Below are 13,709 nucleotides of genomic sequence, written 5' to 3'. Positions count from 1 at the left end.
GGATGTGGGGGGGGCTTAGGCTTAGCCCTTGCGACTGATGTCGTATTTTTTCAGCAGCGCGTAAAGGCGTGACTGCGACAGCCCCGAGATCTCACAGGCCAGCCCAATATCCGTAAGGGTCTTTGCCATCAGGGTGGTCAGGTAGTGCTGCTCGGCGTGGTTTAATACCTCTTCACGATAATCCTGCAGCTTGGGAAGGCTCTCCGAACTTATGGCTGGAACTGACGGTTCCGTTTCGCTGTTATTTTTTTCCATGGCGGCGCGGCGTACATGAACGCGGATATGGTTCGGCAGATGCTGGGGAAAAAGGGTCGGATCAAATTGTGCGGCGGTGAGGGTTCTTTCCAGGGTGTTGACCAGTTCCCGGACGTTGCCGGGCCAGGGGTAGAGCATCAGCATGTTGAGGAATTCCGTATCCAGCCCTTTGGGCCCGCTGCAGTGCTGTTCGCAGAAGCGATCAACATAGTGGCGGGTCAGAGGCTTGATGTCTTCTTTGCGTTTACGCAGAGGAGGCAGTTCAATCACAAACGAGCGCAGGCGAAAGAGCAGGTCGCTCCGGAAAGAGCCTTCCTCAGCCATCGCATCGAGGTCGCGATTGGTAGCGGCGATCAGGCGGAAATCACTTTCTATCTCGCGCGTCGCCCCTAGAGGGCGGAAGCGATGTTCCTGCAGTACCCGCAGAAAAGATTTTTGCAGACTCATCGGCAGTTCCCCGACCTCGTCGAGGAACAGGGTGCCCTTATGGGCCTGTTTCACCAGCCCTTCGCGGCTACGTTCTGCACCGGTAAAAGCCCCCTTTTCGTGACCGAAGAGCAGGCTTTCCACCAGGGTTTCCGGCAGGGCAGTACAGTCAACGACAACGAAACTTTCACTCCGGCGAGCACTATTCTCATGCACTGCCCGGGCGAATAGCTCTTTGCCGGTGCCGGTTTCGCCGCTGATAAAAACGTGGGCGTCGCTGCCGGCAGATTGCGCGACCAGATCAAGGCAGGCACTCAGGGCCGGGCTGTTGCCGATGATGTTGGGCCGCTGCAGAGGAATCGGTTTTCTGCCGCGCAACACCTCCTGTTTCTCTTTGCGATATTGCAGGGCGCGTTCCAGTGACAGGGTGATTTCCTTGATAGAAAATCCCTTCTCGATATAGTCCCAGGCACCACTTTTGATCGCCAGCTCCGCCCCATCAGGGTCACCAAAGCCGGTAATAATGATCACTTCCGGCGCTGACGGCGTTGCATTGATCTGTGCCAGCAGCTCCAGCCCGTTGCCGTCCGGCATCCTGACATCGAGAAACGCGATGTCGAAATCATTCGTTTCAAGCAGGGTTTTCCCCTGTTGTAGGGTCGTCGCGCAGCTTGGTGAATGGCCTTTGCGCTGAACCAGTGCCGACAGGGTCGCACACATCATTTCATCATCATCAATAATCAGGATGCTACTCATTTGCGATCCCCGCTCCGGGTGCTGTTAATAGCTGCTCCACCGTTGTCAGCAGTTCAGTGCGACTGACCGGCTTCAGCAATAATTTGCTGATTCCCAGGGCCGCTACGTTGGCATTGCTGACGGCCGGATCGGTTTCAGGTGAGGAGCCGCTACAGAGAACAATCGGTAATCCCGGCCGCAGTTTCAGCGCTTCTGCCGCAAGCTGGGTACCGGTCAGGTGGGGCATGGTCTGGTCACTGATCAGCAGATCGCAGGAAAAAGAATCCTGACGCAGCAGGTCAAGTGCTTCCCGGCTGTCAGTGCGGGCTGTTACCTGGTAGCCGCAACGCTCGAGTACGATGTTGATGCTGGTGGCATAGTCGGCTTCGTCATCCACGAACAAAATATGTTCCTTGCCGAAAGTGTATTGCGCTCTGCTGCTGTCGTCACCGCCGCTAACCATTTCTGTGGTTGCCGGCAGTAGAACGGTAAAAGTGGTGCCGCCCTCAAGGATGCTCACGGCAGAAATATGGCCTTTGTGGGATTTGACGATACCGTGGGCGATGGAGAGACCGAGTCCGGTTCCCTTGCCCTGTTCCTTGGTGGTGAAAAAGGGGTCAAAAATGCGATCGAGCACCTCCCGACTCATGCCGTGACCGTTGTCAGTGACCATCAAGCGGACGTAGTTGCCACCAGGGAGTTCTGGATAATTTGTTCGGCTGTCGACTGACAGTGTGATTTCATCAAGACTGATATTAAGAACTCCATTTTGTCCAGCTATTGCATCGGCAGCATTGGTACACAGATTCATGATCACTTGATGGATCTGGGTTGGATCGGCGAAGACTGGGCTCAGCTGAGCCGGGATTTGTTGCTGTAGCTCGATAGTGGTGGGCAGGGTCGCGCGCAACATGCTCACACACTCCTCAACCACATGGGTCAGGTTGCTCGGTTTTTGCGGTTGTTCGGGTTTGCGACTGATGGTCAGAAACTGCCGGACCAGGTTCTTGCCACGCAGTCCGGCCTTGAGGATCAGGTCGAGAAACGGACGCTGAGGATCGTGTTCGTCGGCGTCTTCCAGGCACATCTCGGTGTTGGTGATGATGATGGCCAGAATATTATTGAAATCATGGGCAATTCCGCCTGAAAGGGTGGCCAGTGCTTCCATTTTTTGGGCCTGGCGCAACTGGCGTTGTAGAACAATTTCCTGACTGATGTCCCGGACGGTGGCAACATAGCGGATGACACTGCCGTCGGCGTCGAAGACCGGCGCGATCCAGGCGTCAATATCGTAGGGGCTCCCATCGCTCCGCTTGTTGATAAAATGTCCCGAAAAGGGCTGGTTGGTTGCAAACACCTTGAGGATAGCGCGATAAAATTCGGGATTACGTTGTGAGCACTCAAAGTTGTGAAGCGAGGTCCCGACGCAGCGATTCTCCGGCACCCCGCACAGGTGGAGAAAACTGAAGTTGACGTATTGAATGGTGGCGTTGGTGTCGAAGGTGATGATGCCGTCCGATGTCTGATCCATGGCGGCCGCCAGCATCAGGCGCTCTTGAACTTCTTCCTGATGTATCTTCTGCATGCGCAGCGTCTTGATGCCGTAGGATAAATCTTCTGCCATCTCCGCCAGCAGTTCTGTTTTGTCCGGGGCGAACGCATTCTTTATCCCGTTAAAGATGACCAGCGCGCCAAAGGTTCGTCCATTGTCGATGAGCGGCAGGGCAATGCAGGATGCGTAACCGTACTTGCGCGCCTCCTTGAGCCAGGGGTTAAAACGGAAATCAGCGAGGAGGTTTTGAAAAATCACCATTTCACCGGTACGAATGCAGATTCCGGCCGGGCCCTGCCCTATGTCGCTGTCAGCTGACCAGCTGGCCTTGAGATTTTCCAGGTAGATATTATCGGCTCCCCAGTGGGCTGCCGGTTTGAGACTTTTTTGGGCGTCATCTTGCTTAAAGGCGACCCACGCCATGCGGTGTCCGCCGACCTCGACACAGATGCGGCAGATCTCCTGCATCAGGGTTTCTTCATTCTCCAGCCGGGTGATCGCTCGTGAGCATTCACTGACACTGCGCAGGGAGCGATTGACTTTCTTCAGGGATTCCTGGGTTTCCGCAACGGAAGCTTCCCAGAAGCGTAACAACCAGTAGAGCATGATCGCAGAAAATATGATGAAGAACCAGTGTCCGATATTGGTCGAATGTTGGTTCATTTCAGGGCGATTGAGCAGGATCGCAAAGAGATGATCCGAAAGCATATTCCAGAAGGTGCTGACAACGAGAAACACCAGGGTGACAATGATAGCGGTAGGACGATCGGATTTTGGTGTAGACGGTGCCATGAAGCCGATCTTTCTGGGAATAAACAGGGTGATTGAGAAAAATTTGGGCTGTGCCCCAGCACTAGAATTAGTAACAAAAAAGTCGGGCAAGTCAATATGATTCGCCATTGTCTTGTGAAGCACTAGCTACTTAAATCAAGTCTTTATTTACTCACATAGCTGATCGGGGGAGGTGTCTGTGTTTCTCGCGGTGTATAATTATTTTGATGTTTTGCACTTAACTATATAATTTAAAAAAGAAAAATCTTTTTAAGGCTCCTGTTTTAGCGATTGGCATAGATCCTGCCAAGGTTTTGAGGGCGCGCGTTGCGTAGCTACACCCTGATGCTGTTCCCGGGTTTGAACCTTGTAAGGAGTTTTCCCATGTGTCGAATCGGCGCGATTAAAAGTTTGAACTATGTACACCCCAGTATGGCGCTGCAGTTGATGCAGTCGCAACAGAAAGGGCATGACAACTCCGGTTTTGCCATGGTCATGCAGGATCTCGGCGGGATCTTTGAGCCTTATAAGACCCTGCCGACCCTGTCCATGGCCTGTACCGCCGAGGGGATCAAGATGGCTGAGGATATCCTCCATGAGATCGGCTTTTACCGGGTCATGCAGTGGTCACCTGAGGTCAACGACAAGCCGGGCCTTGATATCAACGCCATGCCTCACTATGTGTTCGAGACGTTCAATTATCCGCGCAGTTACAAAAAATCGACGCAAAAAGAGAAGGAAGAACTGCTCCTGGATACCCGCCTGCGTCTACGCAAGGCGCTGGAAAAAGATCAAGAGGGCTTCGTTTATTCGTTCTGGCCTGACTTGCTGACCCTCAAAGAGATCGGTGACCCGCGTGATATCGGCACCTATTTCAATCTGTGGCAGGCCAACACCACCTTTACTGCCAAGGTGATTACCGCCCAATGCCGGCAGAATACCAACTACGACATTGTCCGTTATGCCGCCCATCCTTTTCATCTGCAGGGCTATACCGCCCTGGCCAACGGTGAAAACACCTTCTACCTGAAGAACAAGGAATTTCAGCAGCAGTTGCACCGCGGCTATATTGGTTTTGAGTCAGATTCCCAGTGTTTTCTCTATACCCTCCATTATGTTCACCGCGAACTCGGCTGGCCCCTGTCATATTACAAGCATGTCGTCACTCCCCTGCCATTTGATGAGATTGACGCGCGCCAGGAGCGTAAGCAATTGCTGGCGATCCGCCAGTCTCTGGCTCATCTGGAGATCAACGGACCCAACACCATTATCGGCATGCTCCCCGACAACACCCTGTTTACCTGCTGTGATGCTAAGAAGTTGCGGCCGGTGGTGGTTGGTTACGATGATGAAACCGTGGTCATTTCATCAGAGGTGTGTGGCATCAACGAGGTGCTCCCCGACCGCAACTGGGAAAACGACATCTACCCCAACGAACGGGAAATTGTCGTTATCAACGATGAACTGGAGGTGCAGCGGTGGAAACAATGAAAGTCAATCATCTCACGGCCAACGATCTGCCGTGGAAGATCCGTTACGATGCCGGTCGCTGTACCCTGTGTGGCTCCTGTGTCGCGACCTGCTCCTTCCGGGCGATTAGACCTAAGGTCGAGCGCCGCCGCATGGTCTTCTCCGAAGGTGATCTGCCCGAACCCAAGGCGCGCTTTTCCGCGGTGCCGGTGATCCGTCAGGGGACTTCGATCCGTGATTATTGTCGCGGTTGCGCCATGTGTGAAAAGGTCTGTCCCAACGATGCTATTCGTCCCGAGCGCAATATCGATACCCGCCATCCGATTGTGACCCGCTGCTTAGGTGGTGATTCGATCAAGCGCGGGGGACGCAAAAATCTCGAGGGGGCGGTTCGTACCCTCGATCGCTTGCGGGTTGGCCGGATCTCCCAGATGACCGATCCGAGTCTGGATGCTCAGCGTCACAGCTTCGATCTGCTCGCTCCCTTCGGGCGGATTCTGCCGCCGGGGCGCCTGCCATTTATAGCCGGGACCGATCAGGGCATGAATCTGGGCGAACTGACGCCGCCGGTCAATTGGGTCTATCCGGTGATTATCGGTGATATGTCGATTGGGGCCTTGTCGTGGCGGATGTGGGAGGCGGTTGCCATGGCGACCGCCTATCTCAACGAGGAATGTGGCCTGCCGGTACGCATGTGTTCCGGTGAGGGGGGCGTACCCCGTCGGTTGCTGCGTTCAAAATATCTGAAATACATGATCCTGCAGATTGCTTCCGGACATTTCGGCTGGAACCGGATTGCCACCAGCATGCCCGATATGATTGAAGACCCGGCCGGTATCCTGATCAAGATCGGTCAGGGCGCCAAGCCCGGCGATGGCGGCCTGCTCCAGGCCGGTAAAGTAGCCGAACATATCCAGGCGATCCGAGGAGTGCCCAAGACCGATCTGCTGAGCCCACCTAATCATCAGGGGCTCTACTCGATTGAGGAAAGTGTCCAGAAGATGTTCCTATCCCTCAATGCCGCTTTCAAGTTTCGCGTGCCGGTGGCGATCAAGGTCGCCGCGTCGGCGACCAGCGTCAGCGTGTTCAATAACCTGGTGCGTGATCCCTATAATATTGTCGGCGGTTTCTTCCTTGATGGGATCGATGGTGGCACCGGTGCGGCCCACGAGGTCAGCCTCGACCACACCGGTCACCCCATCGTCAGCAAGCTGCGCGACTGTTATTTGGCGGCGGTCACGCAAGGAAGGCAGGGGCAGATTCCCCTGTGGGCCGCCGGCGGTCTCGGTAAAACCGGCGACCTGGCAGCCGATGCCTTCAAGATGATCTGCCTGGGAGCCAACGGCGTCTTTACCGGCAAGCTGATTCTGCAGATGGCCGGCTGTGTCGGTAACGATATGGGGCGTTGTAACGCCTGTAACACCGGGCTGTGCCCGGCCGGTATTACCACTCAGGAACCGCAACTGGTGCGCCGTCTTGACCCGGACCGGGTAGCCCAGAACATCGTCAACTATTACCTGGCGATGGATCAGGAGCTAAAAAAATTGATGGCACCGATCGGTAACTCCACCTTGCCGGTGGGGCGTGCTGATGCGCTGGTATCCACCGACCGCGCGGTGGCCGAACGCTTGAAAATCCAGCATGTATGTTAAGGAGGTTTAGCATGGCAGCTCAGATCATAGGCTTTGATAACAACAACCAGCGTCTTTCCACCCAGCACTTGCTGCAGCAGATTTATGCAGCCTTGGGCCAGGGTGAAACCGAATTTGAGGTCCTTGCCTCCGGCCATCATGTGATCGGTGGTCCCTTGTGGTCGGCAGATGGCGCTCCCTTGCGCTTTACCGTTAAAAACCCCGGTCAGCGGGTCGGGGCCTTTGGTCTCGCCGGTACCACTATTGTCGTTGAGGGCTCCACCCCGGCGGATGCCGGCTGGCTCAACGCCGGCGCTGAACTGATTATCAAGGGGGATAGCGGTGACACCACCGCCCACTGTGCGGCCAGCGGCAAGATCTATGTCGCCGGGCGGGTCGGCACCCGATCCGGTTCCTTGATGAAACATGACCCGGCCTTTCCGCCTCCGGAATTCTGGGTATTCAAGAATACCGGTTCGTTTTCCTTTGAGTTTATGGGGGGAGGAACGTCGGTGATCTGCGGCATCGGCTGTGAAGAGGACCCTTCCGTCCTGGGGGATCGCAGCTGTGTCGGCATGGTCGGTGGCACCATCTATGTGCGTGGTCCAGTGGCAAACCTCCCGGATGAAGTCTGGCTGCTTGATCTCGATGACGCAGACCGGGAATTCTTGCGCGCCGGTATGCCGGTCTTCCTTAATGCCATTGATCGCAGTGACTACCTTGACCGACTCACCGATTTTTCCCAGTGGCAGAAGATTACCGCCAAGACCTACGAGGAACGCCAGCGTTACCACAGCATGCGGCCGAGCATGCGCGAGTTCCGGCTTAATAAGTGGGTGCCCGATGGCGGGATTTTCGGCGGGCTGTTGACCGATGACTATGATCAGATATCCGGGCTGGTTAATGCCGGTGACGACCGTCTGAAGATCCCCCACTGGCGCAATAAAGCCTTCTGCGCTCCCTGCGAATCGGCCTGCCCCTCGTCGATCCCGACCCAGGATCGCATTGCCCTGCTGCGTCAGGGTAACCACAAGGAGGCGATCGAACTGGTGCTCCAGTATTCCCCCTTCCCCGGCAGTGTCTGCGGCGAGGTGTGTCCCAACCCCTGTATGGATGCCTGCACCCGTCAGCTCATCGACCATGCCGTCGCCATGCCGCACCTCGGGCGCCTATCCCTTGAGGCCCAATCACCCGAACCGGCGCCTGATACGGGTAAGAAAGTCGCCATTATCGGTGGTGGCCCCGGCGGACTTTCCGCCGCCTGGCAGCTGCGCCTTAAGGGTCACCAAGCAACGGTTTTTGAAGCCGATGACGAGGTCGGTGGCAAGCTGCGGCAGGTCATCCCCAAAGAACGCATGCCGGAAACCTCATTGCATCTCGAAATTGCGAGGATCAAGCAGCTCGGCATCAGCATCCATACCGGCAGCAGTGTTGATGCCCCCATCTTTGCGCAGTTGCAGCAGGAACACGATGCCATCGTTATCGCCAGCGGTGCTCACAATCCTGTGGTTATTCCCTTCCCCGGTCATGAGCGGCTGGTCAAGGGGCTCGATTTTCTCAAAGCCATCAATCGTGGTGAAAACCCGGCGGTCGGCGAACGGGTGGTGGTGATCGGTGCCGGTAATGCCGGCATGGATACGGGACTCGGGGCCTATGCCATGGGCGCGAAAAAAGTCACCGCCATCGATATCCAGCGCCCCGCAGCTTATAAAAAAGAGATCGATCACTTTGAAACGCTTGGTGGCACCATCGAGTGGCCGGTATTCACTGCAAAAATCGATGAACAGGGGGTGCACACCAAGGATGGCAGACTGATTGCTGCCGATATGGTCATCATCGCCATCGGCGAGCGCCCCGACTTAAGCTATCTCTCGCGGGACTGGCTCGATGAACGCGGGATGGCACTGGTTGATGATTGTGGTCAACTGGTCAAGGCCCCGGGGGTGTTTGCCATCGGTGATACGGTCAAGCCCGGCCTGTTGACCCACGCTATCGGCCAAGGACGTGATGCGGCTGATTATATCGATACCTGGTTGCGTGGCGAGACGCCGGTCGCCAAAAAGAAAGCGCCGGCCATTGCGGTCGAGTGTATGAGCAAAGAGCTCTATCGACCCCAGAATCGCGGCCGTTTTAAAGCCGGCGCCGCCGGTGAACGCTCACGTTGTATGTCCTGCGGCAGTTGTCGCGACTGCACCATGTGCCTGGAGGCGTGCCCGGAAGGGGCGATCCGCCGGGTCGAAGATGAAAGCGGCAAGTTTGAGTATGTGTCGGATAGTCAGTACTGCATCGGCTGCGGCATCTGCGCCGGTATCTGCCCATGCGGCATCTGGGGGATGGAGCAGGTAGTGTAAGCACAGAATGCCCTTCAATCGCCATAATCATTGCCACCAAGGCACCAAGAAGACCAAGAGAAGCTAAGCTTTTGTTATAGGATTTTCTTGGAGGACTTGGAGCCTTGGTGGCTTAATATGGTTAATTGGATGGGACTGTCACCGTCGTATAATTGACTGACAGGTCTAATGTGGATTAATATAGCTATAATTATCCACATGGAGGCCATCATGAAAACCGTTCAGATGACATTGGACGAAGATCTGCTCGAAGCGGTTGACCTGGTATCAACCAAGCTGAACACCAGCAGATCGGCATTCGCCCGTCATGCCCTTAAAGACGCGGTCGAGCGTTATTATGTCCAGCAACGCGAGCAGCAACAACGTGAGGGGTATCTGCGCCATCCCGTCGCCAGAGAAGAATTCGGGGACTGGGAAAATGAGCAACAATGGGGCGATGAATGAAACGCGGAGAAGTTCGCTGGTACAAATTTAATCAGCCTGACAAAAAACGGCCGGTACTCGTGTTAACGCGTGATTCCATAATTCAATACTTAAGCGACATCACGATCGCACCAGTCACTACCAGAATCAGAGATATCCCTTCAGAAGTTGTTTTGACCCCTGAAGAAGGCATGCCGCAACGGTGTGCCGTCAACTGTGATCATCTCCAGACCGTTCAGAAATCGCGATTGGGAACAGTGGTCACAGCGCTCACCAGCAGCAAAATGCAGGAAGTGTCACAGGCTTTGGCTTTTGCCCTTGATTTGGATGAATGCTGACGGCTTCGTACAGAAATTATCGCCATCGACAAGGTTGTAGATTATTTGTTGGAGAATCAGAAGAGATAGGTTTGTACTGAGATAATTAAGAGAATGTCCCACCTTGTGTCCGCTTGAATATCCGGCTGTGTTTGAATTGATCAGACCTTGATAGATGTTGATTGCGGCAAAAAACAGGTTTTTCTCAGCGGCTCTCCATCTCAGCGTCTCTCCGTTGAGGCTTTTTGATTCAACAATTAAACAGCCCCCCCCCCCACACAAAACCAGAGCCTGGTTTGCTGGTTGACTAACGTCAATTTGCACTCTACAATGTTAAACACAGTAAACATGTTAAACAGATCAGATATGGGAGCCATGATCATGTTGGGAATCCGTCTTTCCGATGAGACAGAACAGCGACTGGAGGCCTTAGCTAAGGCGACAGGTCGCACCAAGAGTTATTATGCCCGTGAGGCTATTGAGGTCCACCTTGACACTCTTGAGGATATTTATCTGAGTGAGAGGGCGATAGAAAACCTTAAAAGCGGCAATGATTGCGTATTAGAGAGTGACGAGTTCTGGCATGGCCTGGACAATTAAATACCTTGAATCACTCAAAAAGCAGGTCAAAAAACTTGATCCACAAGTCCGTCGTGATATCCGCAGTTACCTTGAACAGCGCGTGGCAAAATTAGACAACCCCCGCGACCTCGGCCAACCCCTCTCAGCCAATCTGAAAGGATTGTGGCGCTATCGAGTTGGTAATTATCGTATCATTTGCGATATTCCAGATCAGGAGCTGATCATCCTGGTTGTGCGCATAGGCCACCGCAAGCAAGTTTACGGGAGCAGCGACAAGCTTTTTTAATCCAGATGCACCAGAGAAAAAAATTCAAGCTTGTGTCGCGGTAAGAACCTTAAAACCGCACGCGGCGGGATCAACACCTGAAATCAACTTCACGAGGTTCTGCCGATGACCTTGCCGTGTTGAAAAGATTTTAACTATTTTGCAGGGTTATTCAGGCTCAGCCACCAAGTGCACCAAGAAAAGCTTGGGGAAAAGACAACAACCTGATTTAAAAGCTTTTTGCCGCGATGAAAATCTATGAAAATCTGAAGTCAAAACCTTACCGCTGGAATCTCTGTTTGTGTTTGAATTGATCAGACCTTGATAGATATTTATCGCGGCAAAAAACAACAACAGGTTTCTCTCTCCGCCTCTCCATCTCAACGTCTCTCCGTTGAAGCTTTTTTATTCAACAATTAAACAACGTACCCTCTTTGGTGACCCCGACTGGTCAGGCGTTTTCTGCGTGAGTTGTACGTAGATGTTCCGTGCCGTTGATCGGAACGGAAAGGTCATATAGTGTTTCCGGGGCGATATCTATCTCCCCCGGCCAGACCACGGTACCATATTCAATATGTGCTCCAAAAAACGAGGAACAATCTTTGAGCCGATTGAAAGGCTTTCTGTCCAGATAGGGAGTGAGATCAAAACGACGAATCTCGCCATTCTCAAATTCCAGCTCCAGGATATGTCCAGGTTTGGCCTTAACACGTACAACATCGAGAAGAATATCCATCATCTGACTCCTATTGCAGAGGGGCAATGCGGAACGGCTCCTCACCGTTCGTTACCAGCTCCCAGTTAGCAAAAAGTTCATCTTGATGCAGCTCAACCCAAGCCTGGATTAACCTCAGTTGCTTCTTTGGGATTGTGCCGGCCAGGATTCGCCCGTCTTCCATCGCGATAGATGCTTTTGAACCCTGATAGCGAACATGAAAATGGGGCGTATGGTGTCGGTTGTTATCTTCATAAAACAAAGACACTAGTATTCCATAAAACATGCTGATGGTTGGCATGGTCAATCCCCTTATAAAAACTTATCTGTTTAAAATTATAGCACCCGATTAAGCAAATAACAAATTCATCGTAGCCACCAAGAAAAGCTTGTAGAAAAGGCAACAATCTGATTTAAAGGCCTGTTGTCGCGATGAAATTAGCTGAAATCAATATTAATCTGAGGGAAAAACCTTTACCGCTAGAATGTCCAGTTGTGTTTGAATTGACCAGACCTTGATAGATGTTGAATGCGGAAAAAACAGGTTTTGCTCCGCTACTCTCTTTTTCAGCGTCTGTTATAAGGTTTTTAACGGAGAGTCGCAAGAGGAACAGAGAGACAATCCAATGTTGATTCAACAATATAGAATGACCCTCTTTGGCCACCCTAGGGGTGGTTCGTGAACCGCCCCTGCTCCTTGGCATTAACGCTTTTCTGCGGCTTTGTAGACCAGGTTCCTGTCACGTTTTCCCACGGCTATGACAACGACAAGTAGTTCGGTATCACGTACTTCGTAGACCAGGCGAAAACCGGCGCTGCGCAGTTTGATTTTGTATCGGTCGGTATGGCCAAGTAATTGCGAAGAAGCTATGCGTGGACAATCAAGGCGTTCAATAAGCTTTTTTTTGAATTGGGTGCGAACCGTCGGATCAAGTTTTCGCCATTCACGCAAAGCTTCTTCTTTGAAGCTCAGGTCATAGTTCATCCACGGTCACCTTGATTTCAGCCTGATGTTTTCGCTGATCTGCAATGTCATTAAGTTCCGCATCTTCAAGGCGATCAAGAATAGCTTCATAGGTTGCAGCGGGAATGCAGTAGAAGGCCGGCTCGTTACGGTTAAGAATGGCAACGGGGAAACCTTCACCTTCGGCGACGGTTCCCATTGGGTTGCGCTTTAACTCGGTGATGCTCGCAGTGACGGTTGAGTAGATTGAATGTGCCATGGTTTCACCTCCTTTGTTGAAAGCATAGCATTTTTCAGAGGCAGAATAAAAGTTATTTAAAGGCACCTTTAGGGGATCGATTAGATAGTAGGGTTTCGGTCTGTTAGTCTCAGGATCGGATTAAATTTTATCCGAGTGTCGATTTAGTCGCAAGAGAAGGAGAGGAATGCTGATTCAACAAATAAACAACGTCCCCTAGGTCCCACCCCGCAGTTACCTTGAACAGCGCGTGGCAAAATTAGACAACCCCCGCGACCTCGGCCAACCCCTCTCAGCCAATCTGAAAGGATTGTGGCGCTATCGAGTTGGTAATTATCGTATCATTTGCGATATTCCAGATCAGGAGCTGATCATCCTGGTTGTGCGCATAGGCCACCGCAAGCAAGTTTACGGGAGCAGCGACAAGCTTTTTTAATCCAGATGCACCAGAGAAAAAAATTCAAGCTTGTGTCGCGGTAAGAACCTTAAAACCGCACGCGGCGGGATCAACACCTGAAATCAACGTCACGAGGTTCTGCCGATGACCTTGCCGTGTTGAAAAGATTTTATCTATTTTGCAGGGTTATTCAGGCTCAGCCACCAAGTGCACCAAGAAAAGCTTGGGGAAAAGGCAATAACCTGATTTAAAGGCATTTAGCCGCGATGAAAATCGATGAAAATCTGAGGGTAAAACCTTTGCCGCTTGAATATCCGGCTGTGTTTGAATTGATCAGACCTTGATAGATGTTGATTGCGGCAGTCAAAAAAAGGTTTTTCTCTGCGGCACTCCATCTCAGCTTCTCTGCGTTAAGGTTTTTAACGGAGAGTCGCAAGAGGAACAGAGAGACAATCGATTAAACAATTAAACAACGTCCCCCCCGTCCCCCCTTGATGGCGCCTCCCCCATTAAACGGGATCCAAAAGCGCCTGCAGACACCTGATCAGCCCGGCGACAGGATCACTACGCGACCGGATAAAGCGCTCTATCAACCCCTGCGGAAGGTCCTGCGGCGC

At 52.8% G+C, this 13,709-nt stretch carries 13 protein-coding genes and 1 pseudogene; 8 read left to right on the top strand and 6 right to left on the bottom strand.

The annotated features are described in order from the left end of the window. Window positions 1–21: 21 nt before the first annotated feature. A complete protein-coding gene (locus ICT70_RS13775; RefSeq protein WP_191157621.1) occupies window positions 22–1,437 on the bottom strand; it encodes a sigma-54-dependent transcriptional regulator in 1,416 nt (471 codons plus the stop codon). Further along, a complete protein-coding gene (locus tag ICT70_RS13770) occupies window positions 1,430–3,760 on the bottom strand; it encodes a hybrid sensor histidine kinase/response regulator (protein ID WP_191157619.1) in 2,331 nt (776 codons plus the stop codon). Before ICT70_RS13770 ends, ICT70_RS13775 begins: the two co-directional genes overlap by 8 nt. Before the next feature lie 363 nt (window positions 3,761–4,123). Here ICT70_RS13770 and ICT70_RS13765 point away from each other — a divergent pair, with 363 nt between their 5' ends. The 7 genes from ICT70_RS13765 (at window position 4,124) to ICT70_RS13735 (ending at window position 10,799) form a co-directional block, all read left to right on the top strand. Next, a complete protein-coding gene (locus ICT70_RS13765; protein ID WP_191157617.1) occupies window positions 4,124–5,230 on the top strand; it encodes a class II glutamine amidotransferase in 1,107 nt (368 codons plus the stop codon). Continuing rightward, complete coding sequence (locus tag ICT70_RS13760; RefSeq protein WP_224747072.1) at window positions 5,227–6,861, top strand: glutamate synthase-related protein; 1,635 nt, start codon at window positions 5,227–5,229, stop codon at window positions 6,859–6,861. Before ICT70_RS13765 ends, ICT70_RS13760 begins: the two co-directional genes overlap by 4 nt. Window positions 6,862–6,872: 11 nt before the next feature. Beyond that, window positions 6,873–9,191 (top strand): FAD-dependent oxidoreductase, encoded by a 2,319-nt coding sequence (locus ICT70_RS13755; RefSeq protein WP_191157613.1) that lies wholly within the window; start codon window positions 6,873–6,875, stop codon window positions 9,189–9,191. A 210-nt stretch (window positions 9,192–9,401) separates the two neighbouring features. Continuing rightward, window positions 9,402–9,635, top strand: a complete 234-nt coding sequence (locus ICT70_RS13750; RefSeq protein WP_191157611.1) for a ribbon-helix-helix domain-containing protein — start codon at window positions 9,402–9,404, stop codon at window positions 9,633–9,635. Then, complete coding sequence (locus ICT70_RS13745) at window positions 9,632–9,952, top strand: type II toxin-antitoxin system PemK/MazF family toxin (RefSeq protein WP_191157609.1); 321 nt, start codon at window positions 9,632–9,634, stop codon at window positions 9,950–9,952. Before ICT70_RS13750 ends, ICT70_RS13745 begins: the two co-directional genes overlap by 4 nt. Window positions 9,953–10,312: 360 nt before the next feature. After that, window positions 10,313–10,531 (top strand): type II toxin-antitoxin system RelB family antitoxin, encoded by a 219-nt coding sequence (gene relB, locus ICT70_RS13740; protein WP_191157683.1) that lies wholly within the window; start codon window positions 10,313–10,315, stop codon window positions 10,529–10,531. Then, on the top strand, window positions 10,515–10,799 hold the full coding sequence (locus tag ICT70_RS13735; protein ID WP_191157607.1) for a type II toxin-antitoxin system RelE family toxin: 285 nt from the start codon (window positions 10,515–10,517) through the stop codon (window positions 10,797–10,799). The genes relB and ICT70_RS13735 overlap by 17 nt, the downstream gene beginning before the upstream one ends. Before the next feature lie 430 nt (window positions 10,800–11,229). Here ICT70_RS13735 and ICT70_RS13730 read toward each other — a convergent pair whose 3' ends face one another. From ICT70_RS13730 to ICT70_RS13715, 4 genes are all read right to left on the bottom strand, one after another. Beyond that, window positions 11,230–11,517 carry a DUF2442 domain-containing protein gene (locus tag ICT70_RS13730; protein WP_224747070.1) on the bottom strand — a complete coding sequence of 96 codons (288 nt, stop codon included), beginning with the start codon at window positions 11,515–11,517 and terminating at the stop codon, window positions 11,230–11,232. Window positions 11,518–11,524: 7 nt separating this feature from the next. Then, window positions 11,525–11,794, bottom strand: a complete 270-nt coding sequence (locus tag ICT70_RS13725) for a DUF4160 domain-containing protein (RefSeq protein WP_191157605.1) — start codon at window positions 11,792–11,794, stop codon at window positions 11,525–11,527. Window positions 11,795–12,196: 402 nt separating this feature from the next. Next, entirely contained in the window at window positions 12,197–12,478 is a 282-nt protein-coding gene (locus tag ICT70_RS13720; RefSeq protein ID WP_191157603.1) for a type II toxin-antitoxin system RelE family toxin, read from the bottom strand. Beyond that, window positions 12,468–12,716: a type II toxin-antitoxin system Phd/YefM family antitoxin gene (locus tag ICT70_RS13715; protein ID WP_191157601.1), complete on the bottom strand. Its 249-nt coding sequence runs from the start codon at window positions 12,714–12,716 to the stop codon at window positions 12,468–12,470. Before ICT70_RS13715 ends, ICT70_RS13720 begins: the two co-directional genes overlap by 11 nt. Window positions 12,717–12,942: 226 nt before the next feature. On the opposite strand from ICT70_RS13715, the pseudogene ICT70_RS13710 reads away from it, so the two are divergent. Beyond that, window positions 12,943–13,131: pseudogene (locus tag ICT70_RS13710) on the top strand (type II toxin-antitoxin system RelE family toxin); the annotation flags it as partial. Window positions 13,132–13,709: the final 578 nt, after the last annotated feature.

Origin of the sequence: Pelovirga terrestris (assembly GCF_014773365.1) — a bacterium.
GTDB classification, from domain to species: Bacteria; Desulfobacterota; Desulfuromonadia; order Desulfuromonadales; family Geopsychrobacteraceae; genus Pelovirga; species Pelovirga terrestris.
This window is presented reverse-complemented; position numbering and strand designations above follow the sequence as displayed.